Source organism: Leptospira sanjuanensis (genome assembly GCF_022267325.1).
GTDB classification, from domain to species: Bacteria; Spirochaetota; Leptospiria; order Leptospirales; family Leptospiraceae; genus Leptospira; species Leptospira sanjuanensis.
Genome location: NZ_JAIZBG010000001.1, coordinates 2,500,825 through 2,525,879, shown reverse-complemented (window position 1 = coordinate 2,525,879; position 25,055 = coordinate 2,500,825). Strand labels below are relative to the sequence as shown.

The 25,055-nt window shown below is 46.5% G+C and carries 20 protein-coding genes and 1 pseudogene; 12 read left to right on the top strand and 9 right to left on the bottom strand.

The window, feature by feature from the left end; all coding sequences use genetic code 11:
* Nucleotides 1-105 precede the first annotated feature (105 nt).
* Complete coding sequence (locus LFX25_RS11395) at nt 106-1,713, top strand: peptide chain release factor 3 (protein ID WP_238730345.1); 1,608 nt, start codon at nt 106-108, stop codon at nt 1,711-1,713.
* Nucleotides 1,714-2,555: 842 nt separating this feature from the next.
* Nucleotides 2,556-3,665, top strand: a complete 1,110-nt coding sequence (locus tag LFX25_RS11390; RefSeq protein ID WP_238730344.1) for a sensor histidine kinase — start codon at nt 2,556-2,558, stop codon at nt 3,663-3,665.
* Between the two features lie 252 nt (nt 3,666-3,917).
* Here the strand turns inward: LFX25_RS11390 and LFX25_RS11385 are convergent, their stop codons facing one another.
* On the bottom strand, nt 3,918-6,008 hold the full coding sequence (locus LFX25_RS11385; protein WP_238730343.1) for a heterodisulfide reductase-related iron-sulfur binding cluster: 2,091 nt from the start codon (nt 6,006-6,008) through the stop codon (nt 3,918-3,920).
* 533 nt (nt 6,009-6,541) lie between these two features.
* Here LFX25_RS11385 and mqnC point away from each other — a divergent pair.
* Both mqnC and LFX25_RS11375 read left to right on the top strand, forming a co-directional pair.
* On the top strand, nt 6,542-7,642 hold the full coding sequence (gene mqnC / locus LFX25_RS11380) for a cyclic dehypoxanthinyl futalosine synthase (RefSeq protein WP_238730342.1): 1,101 nt from the start codon (nt 6,542-6,544) through the stop codon (nt 7,640-7,642).
* Nucleotides 7,643-7,669: 27 nt separating this feature from the next.
* Entirely contained in the window at nt 7,670-8,038 is a 369-nt protein-coding gene (locus LFX25_RS11375) for an LIC11299 family lipoprotein (RefSeq protein WP_118955978.1), read from the top strand.
* Here the strand turns inward: LFX25_RS11375 and LFX25_RS11370 are convergent.
* The 3 genes from LFX25_RS11370 to LFX25_RS11360 all read right to left on the bottom strand — a co-directional run bounded on the left by LFX25_RS11370 (nt 8,022) and on the right by LFX25_RS11360 (nt 10,931).
* Nucleotides 8,022-9,254 carry a GGDEF domain-containing protein gene (locus tag LFX25_RS11370; RefSeq protein ID WP_238730341.1) on the bottom strand — a complete coding sequence of 411 codons (1,233 nt, stop codon included), beginning with the start codon at nt 9,252-9,254 and terminating at the stop codon, nt 8,022-8,024. The two genes, LFX25_RS11375 and LFX25_RS11370, sit on opposite strands and share 17 nt — an antisense overlap.
* Before the next feature lie 118 nt (nt 9,255-9,372).
* Complete coding sequence (locus tag LFX25_RS11365; protein ID WP_238730340.1) at nt 9,373-10,212, bottom strand: GerMN domain-containing protein; 840 nt, start codon at nt 10,210-10,212, stop codon at nt 9,373-9,375.
* A gap of 44 nt (nt 10,213-10,256) precedes the next feature.
* The gene (locus LFX25_RS11360; RefSeq protein ID WP_238730339.1) at nt 10,257-10,931 is read right to left on the bottom strand and encodes an HAD family hydrolase; all 675 of its coding nucleotides are present in this window, start codon (nt 10,929-10,931) and stop codon (nt 10,257-10,259) included.
* Between the two features lie 94 nt (nt 10,932-11,025).
* On the opposite strand from LFX25_RS11360, the gene LFX25_RS11355 reads away from it, so the two are divergent.
* Genes LFX25_RS11355 through LFX25_RS11345 form a run of 3 tightly spaced genes read left to right on the top strand, consistent with a single transcriptional unit; the run spans nt 11,026 to nt 14,268 of the window.
* Nucleotides 11,026-12,285, top strand: coding sequence for a KamA family radical SAM protein (locus tag LFX25_RS11355; protein ID WP_238730338.1), 1,260 nt, complete (start codon nt 11,026-11,028; stop codon nt 12,283-12,285).
* The gene (locus LFX25_RS11350; RefSeq protein WP_238730337.1) at nt 12,282-13,562 is read left to right on the top strand and encodes a D-alanine--D-alanine ligase family protein; all 1,281 of its coding nucleotides are present in this window, start codon (nt 12,282-12,284) and stop codon (nt 13,560-13,562) included. The genes LFX25_RS11355 and LFX25_RS11350 overlap by 4 nt, the downstream gene beginning before the upstream one ends.
* 10 nt (nt 13,563-13,572) lie before the next feature.
* Complete coding sequence (locus tag LFX25_RS11345) at nt 13,573-14,268, top strand: iron-containing redox enzyme family protein (protein WP_238730336.1); 696 nt, start codon at nt 13,573-13,575, stop codon at nt 14,266-14,268.
* On the opposite strand, the gene LFX25_RS11340 is transcribed toward LFX25_RS11345, so the two are convergent.
* From LFX25_RS11340 to bfr, 4 genes are read right to left on the bottom strand one after another with little or no spacing between them, the layout of a single operon-like run.
* Entirely contained in the window at nt 14,245-14,589 is a 345-nt protein-coding gene (locus LFX25_RS11340) for a DCC1-like thiol-disulfide oxidoreductase family protein (RefSeq protein WP_238730335.1), read from the bottom strand. The genes LFX25_RS11345 and LFX25_RS11340 overlap by 24 nt on opposite strands.
* A 7-nt stretch (nt 14,590-14,596) precedes the next feature.
* Nucleotides 14,597-15,727, bottom strand: coding sequence for an acetylglutamate kinase (locus LFX25_RS11335; RefSeq protein WP_238730334.1), 1,131 nt, complete (start codon nt 15,725-15,727; stop codon nt 14,597-14,599).
* Between the two features lie 15 nt (nt 15,728-15,742).
* A complete protein-coding gene (locus tag LFX25_RS11330; RefSeq protein ID WP_238730333.1) occupies nt 15,743-16,990 on the bottom strand; it encodes a THUMP domain-containing class I SAM-dependent RNA methyltransferase in 1,248 nt (415 codons plus the stop codon).
* Nucleotides 16,987-17,454: a bacterioferritin gene (gene bfr, locus LFX25_RS11325; RefSeq protein ID WP_238730332.1), complete on the bottom strand. Its 468-nt coding sequence runs from the start codon at nt 17,452-17,454 to the stop codon at nt 16,987-16,989. The genes LFX25_RS11330 and bfr overlap by 4 nt, the downstream gene beginning before the upstream one ends.
* 146 nt (nt 17,455-17,600) lie before the next feature.
* On the opposite strand from bfr, the gene LFX25_RS11320 reads away from it, so the two are divergent.
* The 5 genes and pseudogenes from LFX25_RS11320 to LFX25_RS11300 all read left to right on the top strand — a co-directional run bounded on the left by LFX25_RS11320 (nt 17,601) and on the right by LFX25_RS11300 (nt 23,797).
* Complete coding sequence (locus tag LFX25_RS11320; protein ID WP_238730331.1) at nt 17,601-18,719, top strand: thiolase family protein; 1,119 nt, start codon at nt 17,601-17,603, stop codon at nt 18,717-18,719.
* 14 nt (nt 18,720-18,733) lie between these two features.
* The gene (locus tag LFX25_RS11315) at nt 18,734-19,765 is read left to right on the top strand and encodes a glycosyltransferase family 9 protein (RefSeq protein WP_238730330.1); all 1,032 of its coding nucleotides are present in this window, start codon (nt 18,734-18,736) and stop codon (nt 19,763-19,765) included.
* Nucleotides 19,762-21,054 carry an aminopeptidase P N-terminal domain-containing protein gene (locus tag LFX25_RS11310; RefSeq protein WP_238730329.1) on the top strand — a complete coding sequence of 431 codons (1,293 nt, stop codon included), beginning with the start codon at nt 19,762-19,764 and terminating at the stop codon, nt 21,052-21,054. Before LFX25_RS11315 ends, LFX25_RS11310 begins: the two co-directional genes overlap by 4 nt.
* 106 nt (nt 21,055-21,160) lie before the next feature.
* Nucleotides 21,161-23,311: pseudogene (locus LFX25_RS11305) on the top strand (SpoIIE family protein phosphatase); the annotation flags it as partial.
* Nucleotides 23,312-23,356: 45 nt separating this feature from the next.
* Nucleotides 23,357-23,797: a tetratricopeptide repeat protein gene (locus tag LFX25_RS11300; protein ID WP_238731579.1), complete on the top strand. Its 441-nt coding sequence runs from the start codon at nt 23,357-23,359 to the stop codon at nt 23,795-23,797.
* A gap of 55 nt (nt 23,798-23,852) precedes the next feature.
* Here LFX25_RS11300 and LFX25_RS11295 read toward each other — a convergent pair whose 3' ends face one another.
* Nucleotides 23,853-25,034, bottom strand: a complete 1,182-nt coding sequence (locus LFX25_RS11295; protein WP_238730328.1) for an amidohydrolase — start codon at nt 25,032-25,034, stop codon at nt 23,853-23,855.
* Nucleotides 25,035-25,055: the final 21 nt, after the last annotated feature.

The following is a 25,055-nucleotide window of genomic DNA, read 5'->3' as shown; positions in this document are numbered from 1 at the left end:
TTTCACAGTAAATCCGATTGTGGGAACTCCCACAAATCTCCTCGATTTTAATTGCTGACAGTCGGATTTCCGCAAAAAAGCTGGAAAGAGGGCGGAGTAAAAGTCGTGAGCGAGACAATAACACAAAAACCGAATCAATCCATCGAGGAAGAAACCAAACGGAGAAGAACCTTCGCCATCATCGCCCACCCGGATGCCGGGAAAACGACCCTTACCGAAAAGCTTCTTTTGTACGGAGGCGCGATCCAACTCGCGGGCGCCGTAAAGGCGCGTAAAAACAGAAAGGCAGCGACCTCCGACTGGATGGAGATGGAAAAAGAAAAAGGAATCTCCATCACATCCGCCGCGCTTCAGTTCGAATACAACGGATTCGTTCTCAATTTATTGGACACTCCCGGTCACGAAGATTTTTCCGAAGACACGTATAGAACTCTCATCGCTGCGGATACCGCAGTGATGGTGTTAGACGCGGGAAAAGGGGTCGAGCCTCAGACGATCAAACTCTTTAAGGTTTGTCGCGATCGCGGAATTCCCATCGTTACGTTCATCAATAAGATGGACCGGCCGACCAAAAATCTTTTCGTACTTCTGGATGAGATCGAAAAGGTTCTGGGAATTGCGGCGGTTCCTATGGTATGGCCGATCGGAACCGGAGTCGACTTCAGCGGAGTGTATTCCCGCAAAGATAAGAAAATTCTAACATACGATAAAACTCCGGGAGGAAGTCAGAAGTCTTCCTTTCAAACCTCGGGAGTCAACGATCCCGAACTCGACTCACGATTCGAAGATTGGGTTTTGAAATCCTTTCGGGAAGAATTGGAACTCGTGGAAGGCGGAATTTCCGAATTCAATCAGGAAGATTTTCTGGAATCCAAGATTACTCCGGTGTTCTTCGGTTCCGCCGTGAACAACTTCGGAATTCAATTGTTTCTCGACGAGTTTATCAAAATCGCGCCGCCTCCTTTGTTCTTTCCTTTGAAGGACGGTTCCCGTTTGGATCCGATCCATACTCCGTTCAGCGGATTTATCTTTAAGGTTCAGGCGAACATGAACCGGCAACACAGAGACCGAATCGCTTTTTTACGCGTGACTTCTGGTAAGTTCGAACGAGGGCTCAACGTGCTTCACGGAAGATTGGGAAAGTCGGTGAAACTTTCCTCGTCGTTCGCGTTCTTCGGACAAGATCGAAATACTGTGGATGAAGCGTATCCCGGCGACATCATCGGGCTCGTCAACCCGGGCACCTATGCGATCGGAGATATTGTGGCTTCTTCCAAGGTTCCCGATTTAAAAGGACTTCCCGTATTCGCGCCCGAACTCTTTGCGACGATTTCTTCGGCTGATACGGCGAGCATGAAAAGCTTTCGAAAAGGAATCGATCAACTCGCGGAAGAAGGAATTCTTCATTTGTTCTCTTCACAGACGATCGGGGGAGGATTGCCGATCATCGGCGCGATGGGCCAACTTCAATTCGAAGTTTTTCGTCGAAGACTGATGGACGAGTACAACGCCCCGTCCACGATCACGATTCTTCCGTATGTGATTTCTTGTTGGATCGGACAAGAGGATCTGCCCAAGGTTCCGTCTTCCGCGAATCTCGTAACGGATCGTGGCGGAAGAGCGGCGCTTCTCTTCGATACGGAATGGGACAAGGGATATTTTCAAAAGAAGAATCCGGAAATAACCCTTTTGGATTATCCCCCAACCGCTTAATACCCGATTCATCCGTTCTAAAAGCGGCCGCTCCGTATTTTTCTGCGGATCGATTTGTAAGAAAAAAGCAATACTCTGGTAAGATTCCGATTCATTTCGGAGTCATACATTTCGTATTTGCACCAGATGTCTTTGAGGCGGAGCGGCTTTTTTTAGTCACTTCGCCTATTTTTTTTGAAAGAAACTTTTGACGTTCACCTTGGTCTCTGGTTTCGTTCTCTTTCTCGTTCATTGGAAACTGAGGACGTATTGTTAACCCAACCGGCTCCTTGGACCGCTATGTAAGAAGCTTTTTTATTGCAACCGGTAACTCCCACCTGTCCGTTTCCTCTTGATAACTCTCCTAATACATGGATTTGAATTTTTTCCTGGGGGCACTCCATGTCGAAAGAGGCTTTATTCAACCCATATTGGCGGAAATGTTCTTCCGTTGTCATACAGTTGGAAATGAATAATGTTACGCAAAATACACTCGAGATGTTAATAATTTTTTGAATCATGTAACTATCTTCAGTTATTCTTTTGTTTGAATCATATTCTAATTCTTTCCGTTTATTCCGATTTATTCGTTGATGGTTCTTGTGGTTGTTACTCGATGGGAATGGATTGAAACTAAAAATTCCGGGGTTTTAAACCCGGCTTTGAACGGATTAAGCCAAAATGTCGAAATAGAATTCGGAGCAACAAAGTAGAAAAACGCGTTTCGCTTTCGCGTAAACGCCGTCTGTGCTCTCGAAAAATTCCTTTGAGCTTGAAATTCGATTTGATAGAGTTACAATTTCAAGAGTTGTCAATAAACATTTCACCGCGCCGCGGTTTCGTTCAGGATCGTTTCAAGACGTATGATCGTAAAAAAATTCCAACGTATTTACGCACAAGAACCGTTTATCTTAAGGGTAAGGGCTTTATATTTACTTCTGTTTAACATAGTGGTTCTTACGTTCGCGAGTCTTTCGCTTACTTTCTTTTTCTACGAGAAGGAAGAAACGTATCGTCCCAGTTTTATACTCTTTATCATCGCTTCGATCCTTGCGATTCTCCTGCTCTGGTTGGGGCAATACAAGAAGGCGTTGATCATCACTTTATTTTCCGTTTCCATCGGGGTTGGAGGCGCCTTACTTTTTGCGAATCGGGTCGGAAATATAATTCCGAGTCTTTCCATTCTTGTGCTGCTGTTTTTATTGTTCACGAATATTCGGACCACGCTCTTTGTCTCGTTATATTCGTTTATTATAATGCTCTTGTTTTTTTACAAACTCAGCCAGAGAAATATGTTCAACAGCGTATTCTTTGTGGATTCGGTGATCGGTTTTACCATTTTTATAATCCTCGCTTTTTTGACGGTCAATCTTCTGAATTCTTATATTAAGGAGAAGGACGAATTGATTAAGGAAATTCATCATAGGGTGAGAAATAATCTTCAAGTCCTAAGCGGCTTGGCCGACCTCCATCGCAACGACAAATCGGATTTGCAGAAAATCCTGTTCGAGTTTCAGAATCGAATTCTTACGATGTCCGAAGTGCATAATTTTCTGTATAAAGCGGATAATTATCACAGCATCGAATTTTCGAGCGTGATCGAAAAGATTATCGAGAATCTGAAGAACAAACACAAAAACTTGCGGGTAACCATTCGTAACGAATCGGAAAAAATCGATCTACCGATCGAAACCGCGATTCCTTGCGCGATGATCTTGAACGAACTATTAAACAATTCTCTAACGCACGCTTTTAAAGAATTTTCGGATCCGAAGATCGAGATCCGTTTTTCGAAACGCGGAAAAAATTATAAATTAGTCATAAAGGATAACGGAGTGGGGATGGCTACTCCGGTGGATTTAAAAAAATCGAATACGACCGGATTCACTCTGATGCATATTCTCTCCCAACAGATTCGCGCGAACTTCGAATTGAACAATGATAACGGTTTGGTTGCGACGCTTGAGTTTTGATTTACGATTGCGCGTGCCGCACGACCCGCCGCGTTGTTGCAGTCATCTCGGCGGTATTGGTTGCATAGATTGCTTTTATGTCGGCGGAGAATACCGATTTTTGGAATTGGATCTGTCTCCTTACCTAAGAGAGCTTTAGGAATAAAAAAGCCGGTTTAAAAACCGGCTTTTTTATTCGGATTCTTTGAAACCCGCTCGGCGTCGCAGGGCGGGTTCCTAAAATCCTTTGCGTAAATTCTAAATTAGAATTTGTTACTGGAGGTTATCCGCAACCAACTCCGCAATGTCTTTTACTTTTACTTCTTCGATCTTTCCTTCGTGTTTCACACCGTCGGTGATCATGGTCACGCAGAAAGGACAAGCGGTCGCGATCGTAGTCGCACCCGTATCGAGAAGCTGTTTGGTTCTCTTGACGTTGACACGATCGTTGTTTTGTTCTTCCATCCACATCTGAGCTCCACCGGCTCCACAGCAAAGACCCTTTGTGTGGTGATCGGAAGGTTCCGCAAGTTTTCCGCCGGCAACTTTTTTCACGACGTCTCTCGGGTTCTCGTAGTTGTCGTTGTAACGGCCGATGTAGCAGGAATCGTGATACGTGTATTTTCCGGAAGAAGCGTCTTCCGCGGTTTTCACGTCGAGTTTTTTGTCCTTAACAAGCTCGTTGATGAATTCGGAGTGGTGAACCACTTCGAAGTTTCCGCCGAACTGAGGATATTCGTTTTTGATCGTGTTGTAGCAGTGTGGACAAGCGGTTACTACTTTTTTCACGTTGTATCCGTTCATCGTGTCCACGTTCGCTTGCGCAAGAGTTTGGTAGAGGTATTCGTTCCCGCCTCGTCTCGCAGAATCACCGGAGCAGTTTTCTTCCGTTCCGAGGATTCCGAATTTCACGTCCGCCTTCTGGAGAATTTTTACGAAAGACTTCGCGATGCTTTTGTTTCTTTCATCAAAAGCTCCCGCACAACCGACCCAATAAAGAACGTCCACGTTTGCGTCTTCGGCCATGGTCTTAACGCCAAGACCTTCCGCCCAATCCGCTCTTGTATGAGCTCCTACACCCCAAGGGTTGGAGTTGTTTTCCATGTTTACGAATGCGTTTTGTAATTCCACGGGGAATTTGGATTCCGCAAGAACCAAGTGTCTTCTCATTTCCATGATCGCATTGACCTGGTTGTTTCCAACGGGACAAGCCTCCACGCAAGCGTAACAAGTCGTGCAACCCCAAAGAGCTTCTTCGCTTAAACCTTCGTAGCTGTTGATAACTCCAGTGTCCAGAGCAGCGACTTTTTCCGCAGCCACCGCGGAATCGGTTTCCTGCGCTCTGATCTTTGCGACTTCGGGCATTTTATCCAAAAGGGCGTGTTTTAAATCCGCGATGATCATCTTCGGATTGAGAACCTTTCCGGTTCTGTTTGCAGGACATTGAACTTGGCAGCGACCGCATTCGATACAAGACATACCGTCGAGAAGGTTCGGCCAGGGGAAATCTTCCACACGGTTCACACCCCAAACAACGTTTTCATCTTCCAAATTGAGTTTGGAAAGAGCGCCCTTCGGAGTATCGGATTGAAGGAAGTAGTTGAACGGTGCGAAGATCAAGTGTGCGTGCTTGGAAGTCGGCACGTAAAGCATGAACGCGAATACGGAAAGAATGTGAACCCACCACATGATTTGAACGACCAGGTCCGCTGTGGAATATTCCACGCCGATGGATTTCCAAACGGCACCGATTCCGGCAGCGATAAAGGAAGCGTTTTCAGTAGGGCTGTCGTAAACCGCTCCCACCGCTTTTGCGCCTTCTCCCAAAAGTGTGGAGATCATCAGAATGGAAATCATGCTGATGACGATCGCAGACGCAGGAGAATGAACGTCGAGGCCTTTCGCTTTTTGAATCCATCTTCTCCAAGCAAAAAATCCGAGACCGATTAAAACGAGAATCGAAACGACTTGTACGATGGACTCGTAAAGATGTCCCGCGTGTTCTCCGAACAAGAAACCTACTAAGGAGAATTTATACGGATCATCCATTCCGTACCCGATAAGACCTGCGATCATCTGGCTTGTAGTGTGAATCGTATAGGTTATGAAACCGTAGAAGATGAACGCGTGCATGATACCGCGGACAGGCTCTTTGAAATTCTTTTTTTGAAGAATTACGTTCTGAATAAAGCTATTGATTCGGAATACCCAGTTCGGATTTTCCAAAAAGTTTTCGGTTCCTGCGGCCTTTCTCGCGCTGAAAATCAGATTGAGGCGATAGAGGATCGCACGAACAAAAACTACATTCGCGATTACGAATAAAATGGTGAAGATCAAATGAAAGGCGATTTGAGAAATTGCCATATGGATGAGTTACCCTTTCTTGTGGATTGGTGAATGATTTACAGCGTAGGAATCGAGAACCTCCCTGTCGAGGAATTTTCAAATCAAGGGTTTCTGGTAGAACGATCGTTCTTGAGATTGAAACTCAATGATATTTTCGTGAGAGCGGAATGTAGTAGTTCCTACATTTTGAAAAGAAGTCCGGAAGAATGTGGGAACTGCTACGTTTTTCCGGATATTACGGCGGTCTTGATCTTACTGAAAACGGCATGTGTGGGAACTCATACGGATTCCAGAGTGGATCTCGTGTTCTCCCGTAAAACGTGGAGTGTGGGAACTCATACAATTCTCCCGTAAAACGGACTTGCATTGAATTGAGACAAAGTCTCTTTTAGAAAAAGACAACCATAGAAACAAACATAAGCTTCTTTTCTAAGGTCTGAATTCTTAGAAACGGCAGGGAAGAATTCTCCAAAAAAGAGGGTGCAAAATAAAGAACGCCCTCCAAGCTTGAAGGTGTTCTTTGCGAAGTTCGCAGCTCATAAGGAGTAACAGTGGCCTCTATCTTCTCATCTCAACCCAGCGATCGGATTCTCGAAAAAGCCTTGGACGGAGTTCGAATTTCTCCCGAGGAAGCACTGATTCTGTATCGGGAAGGGGATCATCTTAAGATCATGGCGGCTGCCCGTAGCCTTCGGGAAAGAATTCTCCCGCACGAATACGCGAGTTATACGATGTTTCGCGTCGTCAATTACACGAATTACTGCAACGTGGAATGCAGCTTTTGTTCTTTTATGGATGAGATCGGAAACGGAAAAGGTTACGTTCTTTCCGCCGAAGAAATTTTGGAAAAGATGGACTATGCGGTCGGCGAAGGTGCGGACCAAATGTTTTTGCAAGGCGGCGTGTATCCGGATCTTCCGTTCGACTATTATCTCAACGTCATTTCTTCCGTGAAAAAGAAATATCCGGACATGCATATCCGCGCGTTTTCTCCGGTGGAAATCATCAATCTCGAAACGATCACCGGTCTTCCTCTGAAGGAGGTCCTACAAATCCTAAAACAAGCGGGACTGGATTCCGTTCCCGGGGCGGGAGCCGAAATTCTCACCGACAGAATGAGAAACATTATCTCTCCTAAAAAAGCGACCACGGAAGAATGGGTTCGCGCGATGGAAACCTGCCACGAAGCGGGACTTCCCGGAAGCGCGAACATCGTGTTCGGTTCGGAAGAAACTCAGGAAGAAGTGATCGAACACCTAAGCGTTGTGCGAAACCTCCAAGACCGGACCGGAGGATTCTTATCCTTTATCCCTTGGACCTTTCAACCCCAGACAAAACGATTCAAGGTGCGCGCGGTTTCCACACAGGAATATCTGAAGGTGCTCGGGATCTGTAGAATCTTTTTGGACAACATTCCTCATATCGAAACTTCGGTGATGGTTCTCGGAAAAGGCGTCGGTCAACTGGCTCTGACGAGCGGCGCGGACGATATATCTTCCGTGGTCATCGAGGAAAACGTGCTTCGTTCTTACGGACTCAAAACCGAAAAAGAAGCGGTGAAATTTTTGAAAGAAGGCGGCTTTGCACCGAAACGCAGAGACCTTCTTTACAACTACGATCGTTACAAGAACGAACTCGCGCAGACGCTTTGATCAAAAAAGAATGTTTTAGAGGATAGGATGATAAAAATCGTAAACTTTACGCTCGTGTTTCTGATCGCACTCGCGGCTTGTACGAAACAAATCCACGAAAGAATTCACGTCGATACCGGCGTGACCGTAGAAACCTTAGGACCGCATAAATACAAATTAGTCGCGATCGGGGGAGCTTCTTCCAGTTCGGTCGAAGAAAACGACACGTTCAAAATGAAGAATACTTCCTGCACTGCGGCCAAGTCCATCGCTGCCCGCAAACTCGAAGAGTTGGAACCAGAACAAAAGAACAGACAGTTTTTTATGGAAGCGACGAGCACTCGTTATATCGACGACGGCGCGTATTGCGAAATCACCTTTCACTACGAGCTTCCCGCTCCTAAGAAGCAGCCGTAGTCGTTCCGGGAGTTTCTTTCGGAAAGTAACGGATCGGTTCGATAAACGAAACCCGGTTGCGTCCTTTTTTTTTCGATTCGTATAAGGCCGAATCGATGGAGTGATAGATATCGTCGAAACTGAATTCTTCCTCGGGGCCGAAGATACAGGCCCCAATCGAAACGGAAATTTTTACGGAAGCTCCGCTTTTGGTTCGATAAGACAATTCCTTTTCGGAAACTTCCTTGCGCAACTTTTCGCAAAGCTGAGAAAGATCGTCTTTTTTGATCGCGTCGAGAAGAATACAAAACTCGTCCCCGCCGATCCGCGAACAGATATCCGTCGCCCTTACCCTTTGTTTCATCACGTCGGAAATCGTCTTTAAGGCCGAATCCCCCGCGAGATGTCCGTAAGAATCGTTGATTTCCTTGAGATAATCCATATCCAAGATGATCATCGCAAGGGAGAATTTATAACGTTGTGCGCGCTTTAGAAAGAGTTCGAACTGTTCGATCAGATATCTCCGGTTGTAAAGCCGCGTAAGCTCGTCCACCTTGGAAATTTTTTCGATTTGAATGTTCTTATCCCTAAGTTTGTTCACCGCCTTCTGCAGTTTTTTCTTGGCGCGGTGATCCATCACTCTCCAGAAATTGATGAGAAGATTTCCGAACACTCCCGTAAAAAGATAAATCAGAACGTTTGCAAAGTCGTGCTGCAAAGCGGTCGCGTTTCCGGTTAACGTGGTGCATAAAACCAAAGAGAAGTAAAAGAGCGCATTGAAAAAGATCACGGTCGTTCCCGTGAACCAAAGCAGAATGTTTCCGCTCACGACGAGGGTCGTATAAAAATGAAAGTAAAGTCCCATTCTTTCCGAATCCAAAAACACGTACGGAAGAATCGAAAACACGATCGTGCCCGAGGAAAAAATACTGAATCGTTCGATGGTTCTGCGAAAAGAGGATTTCCATTTTATAAGTAGAAATGCAAAAAAAGCGGACAACAATACGACCGTCAAACGGGAGTATACAAGGACGCGATTTTCTTCACCGAGAGGAGAGGCGCCGTCGGGGACCAAGGCGGAAAGAAAACTGATTCCGATGCAGAAGAAAAAGTAAATGACCGTCGCTCTTCGGATGTCCGGTTGATAGATTCTCAGATAATCTTCCGGGAACGGATTGAAAAAAACTCTCCGAGCGAGGAGTTTTATTTTTTGATTGTTTCCCAAAAAAAATCTCATGCGGTATTGCAAACTCCGAAACGGAACCCGGCTTCCTCATTTTAAAAACGCTATTCTATAAACAATCAGGATTTATCGTCCGGTTCAAGCGACTTTGCCTGTACTCGTTGTTTGACGATTAAAAAACGACGATCTTTCTCGGGTTTTTGGTCAGAAGAGAGGGCAACGGCATTCCTTCTCCGCCGAGAGAACGCACAAATTTACCGTTGATGGAGAGTTGAATGCCTCGGATCGGGAGATTCTCCATAAGGCTGTAAGTAAGCTGATCGATTCGATCCTTAAGAATTTCAGGCCCGGCGCCTCGTTCCAAATCCCCGCTTAAAGAAAGTTTCAAAACCCCGTTTTGGATTTCGTAATCGGAGTCATAGCGCAGGGATTGCGGAATCGAATTCAAAATTCCTTTTTCTTTTTCCACAGAAACCGGTCCCGCGATCAGGGAATTCAGGATGAGCTTGACCCGATCTCCTCCTTTGGAAAGACGCAAAACCTTCACGAGCCGGGAATGACTTTTGTTTCCTTTTCCGTAGAACTTCAGAAAATACAAAGACAATTCTCCCTTTTCGCTCGGGATCGGAACGCTTGCGTGTGCGGAACCGTGTTCCGATTCTTTTTCGGATAAAACGTTCGTAATCGGAGGTTCGAGAACGGGAACGAGATTGTCCTCGTCCAAATCCTCTTCGATGGAGTTTGCGTTTTCGGAAGAAGTCTGCACGTCTCCATTTTGGAGAAGTTCGCCTAAGATTTCATCCTCGGCTTGATCCATGATTTCTTTGTGATTGAGATTTCCCTTTGGAGAAGAGGAGGATTCGGGGCCAAACTTACCGATGTTGCGAAACCCCTGAAATCCCGCGCCGGAAATGGAAAAACCGGACCCGGTGCTTTTATCCAAAAGCACCAATGTAAAAATAATTCCGGCGAGTATGAAGATGAGATTTTTTCTTTTTTCGGAATCCGGCACGTTTTCATTTTCGGAAAAAAAGGGAATTCTATGCAGGCAAAAATCTACAGGATTGCGGTCAGATCCGTAAGGTTTTTGAGTTCCAATTCAAAGTCGGGGATTTCCCCGGCGGGCGCGTGACCGTAGGCGCAGAATGCGAACGGGCATCCGTTTTGACGGGCCGCTTCGTGGTCCGAAAGTCTGTCTCCGATCATGAGGATTTTGTCCGGTTCAAGACCGTAGAGTTTTACGTATTCTTTGAGAATTCCTCCCTTGGTCTTGATCCGATCGTTGTCCAGGACGAGAATCGGATCGAAAAAGGAAAGAACACCTGCAACTTCCAAAATGGTTTCGACATACGGTCTTCTGCCGTTTGAGGCGGCCAGGATGCGGAATCCTTTTTTGGAAAGGGATTCGATCGTTTCTTTGACGCCGGGGTAGAATTCTCCCTCTCCGTTTCGGATGCGTTGGCATAAGAATTTCAATACGCTGTCGGAAATGCCGTCTCTTTGTTCTTCGTTGAGTTGAGGGAGAAGATTTTGAAAGATCGTTTTGACCGGTTTTCCGATTTCCATCATGATTCTGTCCCGGGACGGAAGTTCGATCGGAATCCCCGTGGTTTCGGAAAAATTACGGATCGAGTCGCGATAGACTTCGAGAATGATTTCTTCGGAGGAGAATAAGGTCCCGTCCACGTCGAAGGCAAGAGCCTGGAGAAAATCGCCGGAAAATGCAGTCATCACGGACAGTTTCTGAAAACGGGTCCTTTTGGCATTTTCTTTTTCCCTTTGCTTGATTTTCCTCCTACACGGAGAAAATAGGAAGAACCCTCTTATGAAGACTTCGCAGCCGCATTCCTTTGCTTCTCTTTCGGGACAAGAATGTTCCGCAAACCGCACCGCGTTGTTTTCTTCTTTCGTATGGAACGATTACAAGGCACAGCTCCAGAATCGGGTGCGAGGATTCGAGCTGGAACGTTATTTCGCATTAACGGAAGGCGAAAAAATCGGAATCTCCGATACGATCCGTCTCAACGTTTCCGCGACGCCATATTACATTTCTCTAACGGACCCGAACGATCCGGAAGATCCGATCCGAAAGATGATCGTTCCGCGCGAGGCCGAGTCCGTTTTTTCACCGGAAGAATCTCCCGATCCGCTGCACGAAGAACGCCTTTCTCCCGTAAAAGGACTGACGCATATGTATCCCGACCGAGTCCTTTTGTTTACCAATCACGAATGTTCCGTGTATTGCAGACATTGTATGAGAGGACGCAAGGTTTCCGATTCCAGGGAAAGAATGTTGACCGGAGATCTGGAAGCCGCGTTCGAATACATAGAATCGCGTAGGGAAATACGCGACGTCGTATTATCGGGAGGGGACCCTCTCAATCTTTCCGATTCCAAGATCGATTGGATTTTGGAACGTCTGGAAAAAATCGATCACGTAAAGATCTGCAGGCTCGGAACCAGAAATCCGGTCACGCTTCCGTTTCGAATCACTTCCGAACTTTGTGCCGTCATCGAATCACACAACACCGATCGACTTTCGATCTTCTGCAACACTCAGTTCAACCACGCCAACGAATGTACGAAAGAAGCGAAGGAAGCCGTGTTGAAACTTTTGAAAGCCGGAGTCAGCGTGGGAAATCAGTGCGTTCTCCTAAAAGGGATCAACGATTCCGGAGAAGCTATGTTAGAACTTCATAAAAAACTGTTGGAGTTGCGGATTCGCGCGTATTATATGTACGACCCGGAATTGATTCCGGGCTCGAGAGGATTTCGTACCCCTCTCGCCAAAGGAATCGAAATCATCTCTTATTTGAGAGGAAAAATCGCAGGAATGGGGATTCCACAGTTCGTCAACGATCTTCCCGGAGGCGGGGGCAAGATCACTTTGACCCCCGATTGGTATCTCGGTTATTACAAACCGGAACGAATGCACGTATTCCGCTCCGCGTTACGCGGAACCTATCATCTCAGTCCGGAACCTCCCGATAGCGATCGGGAGGAATTCTATCCTTCTCTTTCCGCCGAAATCTGGGATCGGATCGCTCCGAACAGCTACGGGGCCAAAGAGAAAAAGTTTTTATGAAAGAAGAAACGCGAAACAGAGACGAAAAAGAAGCGGGCCTTTCGAATACGAGTCGATCCGGTCTTCCCGAAACGTTCGGAGCGGGCGAATTTGATCGAAACAAAAAGCCCACCGTTTTGTTGTATGCGGATCTGTACGAGTTCGAAGGAGAGATTCCGGACCACTATAAACAAGAGTGGGAATCGAAAATTTCGGTCGATTCGATCACGAAATTGTTAAGCGACATGGATGAAAGGGTGGAACTCGTAACTACACCCGAAGAGCTTTTGGAAACTCTGCAGGTTTACGCACGTTTGGATCGCAAAGAACGTCCCGTCTTGTTTCATTTGATGGAAGGATTTCGGTCCCGCAATCGGGAGTCCTTGATTCCGGCCGCGGCGGAATTGTTCGGGTTTCCCCATACAGGCTCGGACGGCTATGCACAGAGCGTTTCTTTGGATAAGAATCTGACGCGGATCTTTGCGGATTCGATCGGATTGCCCGTGGCTCCGGGGTTTTTGGTGCGTTCCAAGAATACGATGACGGAGAATCTGCAAAACGTTTCCGTTGCAGATCGAAATTCTCCCATGAAAAAACAAGATCTCGTTTTTTTAAAAGAAGATTCGTTCTTGAAAACACGACGCGTTTTTTCCCGGGAAAACGCAGTTCTTCCGAACGGAGTTTCATTTCCCGCTTTCGTGAAACCCGCGGGAGAAGGTTCCAGCCTCGGAATCGGTGAACGAAATATCGTTCACGACTTGTCCGAACTACGCGCATTTTTATCCGCGAACCCGGAGGAATTCTTCCCTTACTTAGTCGAAACGTATTTAAGAGGAACTGAATATACGATTTCCGTAATGGGTTCGGAAACTCTCGGTTACCGCGCAACCGGGGCCGGGAGATTGATCTTGCAGGAAGCGCTCAAAGTCGAGGAAGTCTACGGGGAAAAAACGAAATCCAAAGATCGAATGCCGGAGACGCTCGTATTCGATTGTCCGTCCCGATTGGAAACATTCCTTCAGGAACAAAGTCTTCATCTTTGCAAATCTTTGGGAACTTCCGGCGCGGCAAGACTCGACTGGAAATTGGATTCTTCGGGAAATCCCTTCTTTCTGGAAATCAATTTAACTCCGGGTTTGTCCCCGTTTTATTCCAGCTTTCCGATTTGTTATCGTCAGAGCCTAGGGGACGAAAAAACCTTGTTTCAAGAGATTTTAAACATCGCTCGCAGAGAATTCGAAACGGATCGATTTTTATATTCTCAAAAAAAGATCCGTCGGATTCTCTCACGGACATAGACTTGAATTTATGCAGACCGCAAGCCTGAAACAAACGACGATTTCCTTTCGCAATACTTTGGAAGATTCGGTTCGCAATCATCCGGTATTGACTTCCAACCGTTGGCTGGAACAAAAAGAAAGAAGAATGGAAAAGGAGGATCTTCTTCTTTGGCTTCGTCAGGAATACTTCGTAAGCGTCGATTTCGTAAACTGGTTTTTAAATACGGCCGCGATCTCCGAATCCGTGGAAGCGAAGATCGTTCTCGTTCAGAATATTTGGGAGGAATTGGGGGAAGGGAAGGCGGAAGATTCCCATGTTCGAATTCTGAAAAAATTCCTTTCCGACATGGGAGAAATCGTCGAAGAACGGCACAAACTTCCGGAAACACAAGCTTATTTGGATCTGATGCGGAAGATCACCACTTCCGATTTTTATTCCGCGCTCGGGGCGCTCGGACCGGCGAACGAATACTTGCTGAAATTGGAATATTCAAGAATGTTTGAGTCTTATCGCGATCTGAAAACCAGAATTCCCTTGCCCGAAGGAAAATTTTTTCAAGTAAATTTGGAAGCCGACGAATCCCACGCGGAAAAACTCTTTCGATTGATCGAGGTCGTCGCCGACACCGATGAAAAACGGAATCGAGTGCTGGATGGAAACAGGCTCGCACTCGACGCAAGGCTCGTGTTTTACGAAGGATTAACGGCTTTTCAGGGTCTTTAATAGACCGATTCCTATCATTCCGAAAATAGGAATCAACGGAAGATACAAAAGCGGTGCGATCCACCGATATCCTTTGAGGGAATGGCTGAGTTTGCGGATCGCGAAAAAGCCGGGGTATCTTCTTCCATCCGCGATCATCTGCACGTTCCCTTCCGCCACGGAAACGTTCAAAGAAGGATGGATTTCCCGTAACTCTTTTTCCGAAAAATCGCGGAACGAACGAAAGCGGATCTTTGGGTCGAGGTTGATCGATTGCAGTTTCGCTGCGAGATTCGCACAGAAAGAACAATCGCCGTCGTATAAGAAAACGAGAGAATTCATTAGAATATTAAAATGTACTCACTTCTTTTTTGGATTCGAGGTCCTGCGGAAGGTTTTTTAAAAAGGCGCAGACTCCGGGAATGTGTTCCTCTTTGACTCCGATCCAGAAATAGATCCAGATTCCTTCTTTTTGCATTCCGTCGCAAACCTTCATATACCATTTGGAGATCGTGTTTTCCTTTCTCGCTCTCCAGAATAAAATCGGGAACCGCGCGATCATGTCGTCCCAAATATCCCTTCCGACTCCTTCTCCTCTTGCGATTTCGTCCACCGCGAACTTGGAAAGAAAGGTTCCGAACGGAGTGTTCTTGACCAAAGCGCAGCCCTTGTATTCGGATTCGAGAACGATTCCCGCGAATTCCTGTTTCCAGAAATCCTCTTTGAGGGAACGCTGGAACGCCTTTTCAATCAGAAGATTCATCTTCTCTTTCGAGACCGAGTTTACGTCCGCGATAAAATCGATTCTGTTTTTTCTACGGAGAAGCGTTCCGCTTCCTTTGATCGTGAATAATTCCTTTAACAACGACGAAGCGGACGTGACGGCGATTCCGAATTCCTTGTCCTTTACGTTTTTATAAAGTTCCAAACAGGAGTTCAAAAGGGCGGAATCTTCCCGGTCGGCGACGACGGAAGAATCGATATCGTAGATGGAGATCTTATTCCCTTCGGAGTAGATTCCTCCTCTCGTATATAGATGGACGAGCTTTTTCGTTTTTAGAGTGGAGCAAAGCTTGGTTAAAAAGGAAAAAAGCGCGGCGCCTTTTTCCTCGGCCACAAATACCGGAAGTTTTTTTTCGGCGAGAGCGGATGCGACCGAACCCGCCAAATCCTGAGAATGTCGGAATAATTTTCCGGGAAGAATCGACGACGTTTCTTGCTTACTTTGATTTCTGTAAAAAAGATTGGTATAGGAGATTCCGTCCTTGTCCAAGACGACGACGGGATACAGGTCGAGTTTGTGCAGCAACTTCAGGTTGTAGAGAAGCGCTTCCGCGGATTCCATCAGGGTTCCGGAATCCGCGTAGATGACTGCGAACTTTTCGGGTTCGATCGAACGGAAGAGTTTTAAAAATTGAAACGAATCCTTGGTGTTCTCTGTGACTTCTAAAAGTTTAAGGAGAATTTCCTGATGTTTCATTCTTTTTTGATTCGATTATTTGCCCAGAGTGTAGGCAACCAATTTTCCTTTGAGCTTCCCGATTGTCAGGGATTGTTCCTTGTCTTTTTTGAGTTTTAAAAAACCCAAGAGCGAAGTGTCGCCGCAGACGATCGCGAGTACGTTGCCCGCAAAATGGTCCTTGAGCCGCTTCCCCCAAGCCGTATAAATCTCCTTGGCTTCCTCCTTGGTTCCGAGACGAACTCCATACGGAGGATTGGTCACGATATAACCGCCCGATATCTTATGTTCGTTTTCGGAGACGGTCGCATCGGATTCAAAAAAAGTGATGAGGTGATCCACTCCCGCATTCTTCGCGTTCAGTCTCGCGAGATTCAAAGCCTTTTCATCCAAGTCGGAAGCGAAAATTTTCGCAGCGGAAGAATTCTTCTCATTCTCCCTGCGAGTCGGCTCGCCGAACAGTTTTTGAAACGGAAGGGAAGAATCCAGACTTCTGTAATTCGTATAACCGCCGTATAAAAGTTTCAGGGCCGCCTCGATCACGACGGTTCCCGAACCGCAGAACGGATCGTATAACGGTGATTTGGCGTCCCATCCCGAATAACGAACGAGCGCCGACGCGAGAATCTCCCGGACGGGCGCTTCTCCGCCGATTCTTCCGTGACCTCGTTGTTGGAGAGGTCTCGTGTTTAAACCGAGGGAAAGTTTTGCGTGTTCGGAATGGGAACGAAGATAGAGTAGAAAATCCGGTTCTTCGCGCGAAATTTTCGGGGGTTCTTTTCCTTTGGAACGGAACCTGTCGAAGATCGCGTCCTTCAGTCGGTATGTCGCATAACGTGAATCTTTTAACGCGTCTTTGGTGGTGGAATCGATTCGGATCGAATGTTCCGAGCCGAAAATTCTTTCGAAAGGAAACTCGAGCGCTTGATTGTAGAGATCGTCCGGATCTTCCACTCTCCAGAATTTAAGGGAAACGCTGATCCCGGATGCGATTCCGGTGGAAAGAATGAAATCCTTCAACGCCTTGGACGAACCTTGAAAAAAAACTCCCCCGCGGTTTTCGGCGACGATCTTTAAACCGGCTTCCAATACTTCCTCGCGCAAAAGGCCGGACAATCCGTCCGGACAAGAAGCGTGGTATTCGAAAGAATCCGGTTTTGAAAAATCCCATTCCGATTTGGAAGGAGAGGAATTTTGTCGGGGACGTTCCTTGGGATTTCCCTCCGGCTTTCGAGTTTTTAGCCGAAGGGATTTTTTAGGTGCGGGTTTTTTAAAATGGGTCACTCGATTTGTTGCGCTAGATAGTTTTCAACGCCGATCTGACGGATAATTTCCTGTTGGGACTCGATCCAATCGATATGCTCTTCTTCGGAGACGAGAATTTTTTCGAACAATTCTCTCGTTCCGTTATCGTTGTTTTTTACCGCGATCGCGATGCCTCGGTTGAACCGTTCCACCGCCGCATACTCGAGTTCTAAATCCACTTTTAAGATCTCTTCGATGTTTTTTCCCACGGAGATCTTCATGTATCTTTGAAGATCGGGAACGCCGTCGAGATAAAGAATGCGATCGATGATTTCGTCCGCGTGTTTCATCTCGTCGATGGATTCGTGTTTCATAAAGTCGGCGAGTTTTTTGAAACCCCAATTCTTGTTCATCTTCGCATGAATAAAATATTGATTGATTGCCGTAAGTTCAGCCGCAAGGACTTCGCCGAGGATCTCAAGCACTTCTTTGTTGCCTTTCATCGTATTCCCCCTTGTATCCATTCAGTATAAAAATCATTCCTAATTTTGCAAGGATAGTTTGTAGACGAGGATGAAAAGTCGTCTTGCACGCGTTATTTAATTTTTTTTGATTTTCAATCTCACAATTTTTGAAAACATAGACTTCCATGTCTTCATCCGTTTTCATCATCGATTCCGAATTGAGCCGCTTCGGAAAAACTGAACTTGATTATCATTCTCTTTCGTATCAAACCGCGGCGAAACTTTTGGAAAGAAATTTTGAGTTTGAACCTCAATTTCTTATTTTTGCCGCGATGGCTCCGGAACGTTATACGGGAGAAGTGTTTCTTCCGGCAAGAATCAAGGAAAGCCTCGGTTTAAAAAATTGTTTTACAATCAGAACCGAGACCGCATCCTCTTCCGGCGCGAGCGCTCTACATACTGCGACGTATCTTTTACGATCGGGAGCGTTTCAAAGAGGGATCGTCATCGCGACCGAAGTCATGAGCCGTCTCGAACGGGAAGAAAATAATCTTCTGCTCGGAAGCGTTTTATCGGAACGACAAAAAGGATTCGCGATGTCGATGGCACAGGGCGGTGGAATGATCGCGACGCGTTATCTGCACGAGTACGGATACGATCGAAAGGATCTCTACGCACTTTCCAAAAAACTGCACGACAACGGACTCAAAAACGAGAAGGCTCATATCCGAAAGAATATTACGGAAGAAGAATATTTTAAATCTCCTTTATTCGCGAGTCCCTTGTGTCTTTACGATATTTCGCCTCTTTCCGACGGAAGCTGCGCGATTTTGCTCGGCTCTGAAAACGAGCATTCTTCCCGACCTTTGAAAGTTTCCGGAATCGGACACGGAATCGGAAATCTTTCCTCCGCACCGGGGCTCTTGAGTTTTCCTTCCAGCGTTTCCGCGTTTGCGGGAGCTTACAAAGAATCGGGTCTGAAACCCGAACAGATTCAGATCGCCGAGTTGCACGACGCATTTACTCCGTTCGAGTTGATCGGAGCCGAAGACGCGGGATTGTTTCCGAAAGGAAAAGCGTTACGTTATGTGAAAGAGGGAAAAACTCATCCGGACGGACAACTTCCGATCAACGCATCGGGAGGTTTGAAAACGAGAGGACATCCGGTGGGAGTTTCGGGTTTGGCTCAAATCGCGGAACTGCAGACTTGGATGTATCGCGAGGATCGTTTTCAAAACGGTTTGGCGCTTTCCATCGGCGGTTTGGGCGTGAATAATTTTGCGACGATTCTTTCCAAAGTTTAGAATGGAACTTAACGGTGAATGAAAAAATATTGCTGATTCAGACCGCGTTCTTGGGCGATCTGATTTTAACGACTTCCTTCTTTCGGGAAGTGAAAAAAAAATATCCGAATTCCCATCTGACGGTACTCGTCAACAAGGGAACCGAGGCGGTGCTTGAGGCGAATCCTCATATCGATCGATTGATTCCTCTCGATAAAAAGGAATTTAAGAAATCCTTTTGGAAATTCTTTTCCTTTCTGTTCGGATTGAGGAAGGAACGTTATACGCTTTGTCTTCTGCCTCATTTTTCCTTTCGATCCACTCTGATCGGATTTGCGAGCGGAGCCAAGGTAAGAATCGGTTACGAGTCCGCCGGATTTTCCTTTTTACTCACTAAAAAAATTCCGAGACCGATCCGCGGAATGCACGAGGCGGAAAAACTCTTCTCTTTGTTATACGACAAGGAGGAAGTTTCCAAAATTCCGAAACGCCCCGAACTGTTTTGGAAGGAAGAATCCGTGTTTCGCGTGCGGGTGTTGATGAAAGAGAACGGACTCGAGCCGGGAAACTTCGTGTTGCTCGCTCCAAGCTCCGTCTGGGAAACCAAACGTATGCCCGCTCCCAAGTTCCGCGTCTTAGGGGAACGTCTCGCAAAAGAAACCGGTAAGAAGGTCGTACTCATCGGTTCCAAAGCCGACGTGGAACTCTGCGAAGAAGTGGGAGCCGGTTACGCGATCAATCTTGCCGGGAAAACCAATCTCCCCGAGCTGTCCTTTCTCGTATCCAAAGCGGCTTTGATGGTCAGCAACGATTCATCCCCGATCCACTTCGCCTCCGCGTTCAACATTCCCACGTTAGCCGTCTTTGGTGCCACCGTGCCCGATTTCGGTTATACTCCGCTTTCGGATTCTTCCTATATCTCCGAGATCCAAGGATTGTATTGCCGTCCTTGCGGAATTCACGGAGGAAGGGTTTGTCCCGAAGGACATTTTCGTTGTATGAAGGAACAGGACACGGACAAACTGTTCGAAACTTCCGTCCAATTAGTAAAAGGGTTTTCCAAATGAATCAGAATCCGTACAAACAAAGAATCGCGGACGTACAGAAAAGACTCAAGGAAGGGGAGGTCTTGATCGTTTTTGCGGCCTCTCATTTGATCCGAAATCGGGACGTGGACTATAAGTTTCGTCAGGATTCGGATTATTACTATCTCACCGGCCTCGACGAATCCGACGGAATTCTAATATTAAAAAATTCTTATAAAGCCGTCTTCGTTCTTCCCAAGGACAAGGAAAAAGAGATCTGGACCGGGATTCGGATCGGAAAGGAACAGGCAAAAAATCGTTTAGGTTTGGACGAATCCTTCGACACGACCGAATGGGAATCCAAACTCGACGAGATCCTCGTCAACCAACACACACTCTATCATTTTTTCGGAAAGAATCTCGCGCGGGATTCCAAACTTATCGAATGGATCTATTCCCTCAATCAAAGATCGAGAGAGGGAAAATTCGGTCCGCGAAGGATCGAATCCCCCGATTTTCTACACTGGATGCGAATGTTCAAATCTCCTCTTGAGGTGGAAGCGCTTAAGGAATCGGCGAGAATCACCGCTCTCGGTCACGATCGATTGATGCGCGAATCCAAACCGGGAATGTTCGAATACGAACTCGAAGCCATCCTCGAATCGGAATACTTGAAACACGGGGCTTGGGGCGGAGGTTACGGACATATCGTAGCAGGAGGGAAGAATGCCACGATCCTTCATTATACGTCTAACAACTGTCAGTTGAACGAAGGAGAACTCGTGCTCGTGGACAGCGGCGCGGAAAAGGGATATTACACCGCGGACGTGACCAGAAATTTTCCGGTGGGAAAAAAATTCTCCGCAGAGCAGAAAGCCGTTTACGAAGTCGTATTGAAGGCGCAAAAAGAAGCGGTCGCAAACACGAAGGAAGGAACCGAGTTCGTCGCGATCCACAACCGGGCGGTCAAAACTCTCGTGGAAGGTTTGTTGGATTTGAAGTTGCTCGAAGGAAACGTCGAATCCGTTTTAGAGCAGGGAACATTCAAAAAATATTATATGCACAGAACGAGTCACTATCTCGGAATGGATGTGCACGACGTGGGAACGTATTATCAGGACGGAACTTCGAAAAAACTCGAGAACGGTCAGGTGATTACGATCGAACCCGGGTTGTATTTCGATCCTGAGGATGAAACGATTCCGGAGCGGTTTCGCGGGATCGGAATCCGAATCGAAGACGATGTTCTCGTACAAGGTGCGACTCCGGTGAACTTAACGTCCATGATTCCGAAAGAAATCGAAGAGATCGAGTCAAGAAAGAGAGGATAATCCCGTTGAACGCAAGTTTTACGTTTCGATCGTTCTAAATACGGCGGAAGTGGAATTCCTTTTTTATTAAACGACAACGATCTTTCTTAAAAAACTATTTTTTTCCTTGTCGAAACCGCGAGAAACGTTAGTTGTATCGTTTCTTGAGGTTCCAGGAAAATTGTATTTTTATCTCCTTTCCATTCTGTTTTCTTTCCTTATTACAATTTCCCTCGCTTCGGAATCGATCCAAACCATCCCCTCGTTCGACGGAATCGTCAGTTTAGATTCTTCCAAAGAACACAACTGGGAGATCGCGCTCGAGTCGATCGATCCCGTGTCTTTTTCGCGTTCGTACCTGGAAGGAAAGAAGGACTTTGACAAGATTCCTTTTTTGCGGTATACACCTCCCGGTGTTTATAAACTTCCGAACGAGTCTCTTCAAAACGTAACCATCGTTAAGAAATTCATCGCCCCGAAAGAATGGAAAGCGGCCGCGATCGCGGTTCGTTTGGGAATGATCACGGATAAGGACAAGGCGTATCTCAACGGAGTTTTGATCGGCGAAACGGGAGATATGAATTCGGTTTTGCCTCAGGCATACGATAAGATTCGGATCTATTCGATTCCGAACGAACTGATTCGCAAAGGAAAACCGAACATTCTCGTGATCCGAGTCAAAAAATTCTTTCGATACGAGGTGGGAATCGAGCAGGACCGGACCGCGATCGGCGACGCTTCCCTCGTTCAGAAGGAACTTCTGCGTTCTGAATACATTAAGATTTTCTTATTGATGATTTATCTCACCGTGGGCGGTTATTTTCTGTTTCTCTACGTGAGGCGCCGAACCGATAAGGAGAATCTATACTACGGTTTGTTTACTCTTCTTTTGGTCGTTTATCAATTCTGCAGAAATCAGGTCAAATACGACCTCGGAATCGAGTTTATCTATATGAAAAAGTCGGAATATATCATTCTGACGGTCTTAGTTCCGATCTTTGCGAACTTTATACGCGCTTATTTTAAGTTTTCGCGGAATTTACTGCTGAACGTTCTCGACGTGTCCTACGTCTGTTTTACGCTCTTTTATTTCGTCTCGAACAACGTGATTCATTACAATCTTCTGAACAAACACGTGGTTCAATACGGATGGATTCTGTATGTGGGGATGGTTCTGTATTATCTTATCCGCCGTATGATTCAAAAGGACCGGGACGCTCTTTATATTTTAGGCGGCGTTTTGATCACGGTGTTCGCCGTCGTTTTAGACACGCTCGGAGCCAGAAACGTCATCGTATTTCCGAGAATCCTAGGTTATGCGTTTCTATTTTTTATCTTGAGCATCGCGACGATTCTCGCGAACAAATTCGTTCGTTTGAACGAAGAAGTCGAGGAGCTCAACGAAAGTTTGGAAAAGAAGGTCGAACAAAGAACGGAAGAATTAAAACTTTCCTTGGAACAGGTCAACCGCCTGAAAGTTCAGCAGGACGCGGATTACTTTTTGACTTCTTTGCTCATCAATCCCCTGTCTTCGAACCGGAACACGAGCGATATTATAAAAACCGAATTTTATACGAAACAAAAGAAATCCTTCGAGTTTAAGAATAAGACGTACGAGATCGGCGGAGACATTTTGATTTCGGGTAACGTGGAACTTCGGGGCAAGAAATACGTCGTCTTTGTGAACGGGGACGCGATGGGAAAATCCATTCAGGGAGCGGGAGGAGCGCTCGTAATGGGAACCGTATTCAATACGATTTTAACCCGTGCGGGGATTCCTTCACAACAGGATAAAAATCCCGAGAAGTGGCTGGAAGAAGCCTTTCTGGAGCTTCAGAAAATTTTCGAATCGTTCGACGGTTCCATGTATATCTCCATCGTTCTCGGTTTGGTGGAAGAGGCGACAGGACTTTTGTATTATATCAACGCGGAACATCCTTGGACGGTTTTGTATCGGGACGGTGTCGCTTCCTATATCGAAGAGGAGTTGACCCTTCGGAAAATCGGTATTCCGGAAAACGAACAACATCTCGTTATCAAGAATTTTCAAATGCTTCCGGGAGATACGATCGTGATCGGTTCTGACGGAAGGGACGATCTTCTGATCGGAAACGAAGAGGACCGTATCATCAACGAGGATCAGAATCAATTCTTAAAAAGAGTGGAGGAAGGATACGCAGATCTTCGGGAAGTATATGATCGAATTTTAAAGTTCGGCGGTCTTGTCGACGACCTGACGCTTTTAAAGATCACGTATCATCCGGGGAAAAACGGGACCGCCGCTACCGCGGATTCGTTTCTATCCCGTTCTTACGAGGACGTATTGAAACGGGGAACTTCCTTTTTGCAAAATAACCGGGTTCGGGAAGGTTTGGATCTTTTGGAACAAGCGCTCGAACTCAATCCGAAAGGCGAAACCGTTTTAAAAATCCTCGGAAGATATTATCTCAAAGAAAAGGATTACGCAAAGTCTGTCGGATATTGGGAAACTCTTTTATCCGAAAATCCGGAATCGGCCGAATTTCTCTATCATATCTCCCTTTGCTACAAAATGCTGAAGTATTATCAAAAGGCCGCAGAGACCGGAGAAAGGGCTTTTGCCGCCGATCCTCGATACATCCGAAATCTGATCAATCTCGCCGATATATACAAAATAATGAATATTCAGGATCGCGCAATTGCGTACGTGAAAAAAGCCCTCGTATTGGATCCGCGCAACGCCAAGGCGATTCAGGTCAAGAATTCGCTCGAAACCGAAATCTGATTTACGAAACGATATTCGAGCCGTGTCGGTTTAAATTATACTCACTCTTAGAATTTCAGTTTTCTTCCAAATAGATTCGGATCGCTTCCTTTAGAACGCTGAGTCCGATCGAAAGAGAGTCCTCGTCGATATCGAACTTGGAGCTGTGATGCGGATGCACGAGACCTTTTGCTTCGTTCATCGAACCCACAAAGAAATAACAACCGGGTACTTTCATCAAAAACGCGGAGAAATCCTCTCCACCCATGGACTTCGTGTTTTCTTCCGTCACGCTTCCCGGTCCGAGAATGTTCAGAGAGGCTTTGCGTACGACGTTCGCCATAAACGGTTCGTTGATCGTTGGTTGATTGGTTCGTTCGTAATGAATCTCCGCTTTGGCGCCGAGCGCGGACGCGATTCCGTTTACGACCCGTTCGAGTTTGCCCGGAACCTCTTCGAACATCTTTTTGGAATACGTTCTCACGGTGCCTTTGAGTTCGGCGGTTTCGGGAATCACGTTAAACGCGTTTCCCGCGTGAAAACTTCCCACCGTAACGACACAGGAGTCCAACGGGTCCGTATTCCTGGAAACGATCGTTTGAAGCGCGTTCACGATTTGTGCGCCGACTACGATCGGGTCCACCGTGTGTTGAGGCATCGCTCCGTGACCGCTGATGCCGGAGATGCGGATCGTAAACTCGTCGACAGCGGCCATCATCGGTCCGTCCACGACTCCGACCTTTCCGACCGGAATGTGATTCCATACGTGCAGGGCGAGGGCCGCATCTACGTTATATTTTTCTAATATACCTTCCTCGATCATTTTGTCCGCGCCTTGGCCGCCTTCTTCCGCGGGTTGGAACACGAGTAAAACTTTTCCCTTGGGGAGAATCGAACGGATATCCTCCTTGATTTCGGTTGCGAGGCCCATGAGGATCGAAGTGTGCGCGTCGTGACCGCAGGCGTGCATCACACCGTCGTGAACGGATTTGTATTCTTTCTGGGATTCTTCAAAGATGGGAAGGGCGTCCATATCGGCGCGCACGAGAAGCGTCTTTCCCGGTTTGCCGGAATCGATCAGCGAGACAACTCCGGTTTTCGCGATTTTATCCTGAAACGTAAGGCCGAGTCGTTTTAAGTGATCGATCACGAAACTCGCGGTTTGATTCTCCTCATAGCGGAGTTCCGGATGTTTGTGGATTTGTCTTCTGTAACGAACGAGTTCTTCGGTGCGGTTTGCGGTCACTGAGAGTTTCATACTGCTTCAGACCATTCTAAC

What these genes read in the sequence shown, in the direction of transcription:
- LFX25_RS11370 (WP_238730341.1), bottom strand. Translation starts at nt 9,254, where the DNA reads ATGAGATTTTTTTTGGGAAACAATCAAAAAATAAAACTCCTCGCTCGG.
- LFX25_RS11320 (WP_238730331.1), top strand. Translation starts at nt 17,601, where the DNA reads ATGTCTTCATCCGTTTTCATCATCGATTCCGAATTGAGCCGCTTCGGA.
- LFX25_RS11340 (WP_238730335.1), bottom strand. Translation starts at nt 14,589, where the DNA reads ATGAATTCTCTCGTTTTCTTATACGACGGCGATTGTTCTTTCTGTGCG.
- LFX25_RS11295 (WP_238730328.1), bottom strand. Translation starts at nt 25,034, where the DNA reads ATGAAACTCTCAGTGACCGCAAACCGCACCGAAGAACTCGTTCGTTAC.
- LFX25_RS11310 (WP_238730329.1), top strand. Translation starts at nt 19,762, where the DNA reads ATGAATCAGAATCCGTACAAACAAAGAATCGCGGACGTACAGAAAAGA.
- bfr (WP_238730332.1), bottom strand. Translation starts at nt 17,454, where the DNA reads ATGAAAGGCAACAAAGAAGTGCTTGAGATCCTCGGCGAAGTCCTTGCG.
- LFX25_RS11385 (WP_238730343.1), bottom strand. Translation starts at nt 6,008, where the DNA reads ATGGCAATTTCTCAAATCGCCTTTCATTTGATCTTCACCATTTTATTC.
- LFX25_RS11350 (WP_238730337.1), top strand. Translation starts at nt 12,282, where the DNA reads ATGAAAGAAGAAACGCGAAACAGAGACGAAAAAGAAGCGGGCCTTTCG.
- LFX25_RS11360 (WP_238730339.1), bottom strand. Translation starts at nt 10,931, where the DNA reads ATGACTGCATTTTCCGGCGATTTTCTCCAGGCTCTTGCCTTCGACGTG.
- LFX25_RS11390 (WP_238730344.1), top strand. Translation starts at nt 2,556, where the DNA reads ATGATCGTAAAAAAATTCCAACGTATTTACGCACAAGAACCGTTTATC.
- LFX25_RS11335 (WP_238730334.1), bottom strand. Translation starts at nt 15,727, where the DNA reads ATGAAACATCAGGAAATTCTCCTTAAACTTTTAGAAGTCACAGAGAAC.
- LFX25_RS11375 (WP_118955978.1), top strand. Translation starts at nt 7,670, where the DNA reads ATGATAAAAATCGTAAACTTTACGCTCGTGTTTCTGATCGCACTCGCG.
- LFX25_RS11355 (WP_238730338.1), top strand. Translation starts at nt 11,026, where the DNA reads ATGAAGACTTCGCAGCCGCATTCCTTTGCTTCTCTTTCGGGACAAGAA.
- LFX25_RS11345 (WP_238730336.1), top strand. Translation starts at nt 13,573, where the DNA reads ATGCAGACCGCAAGCCTGAAACAAACGACGATTTCCTTTCGCAATACT.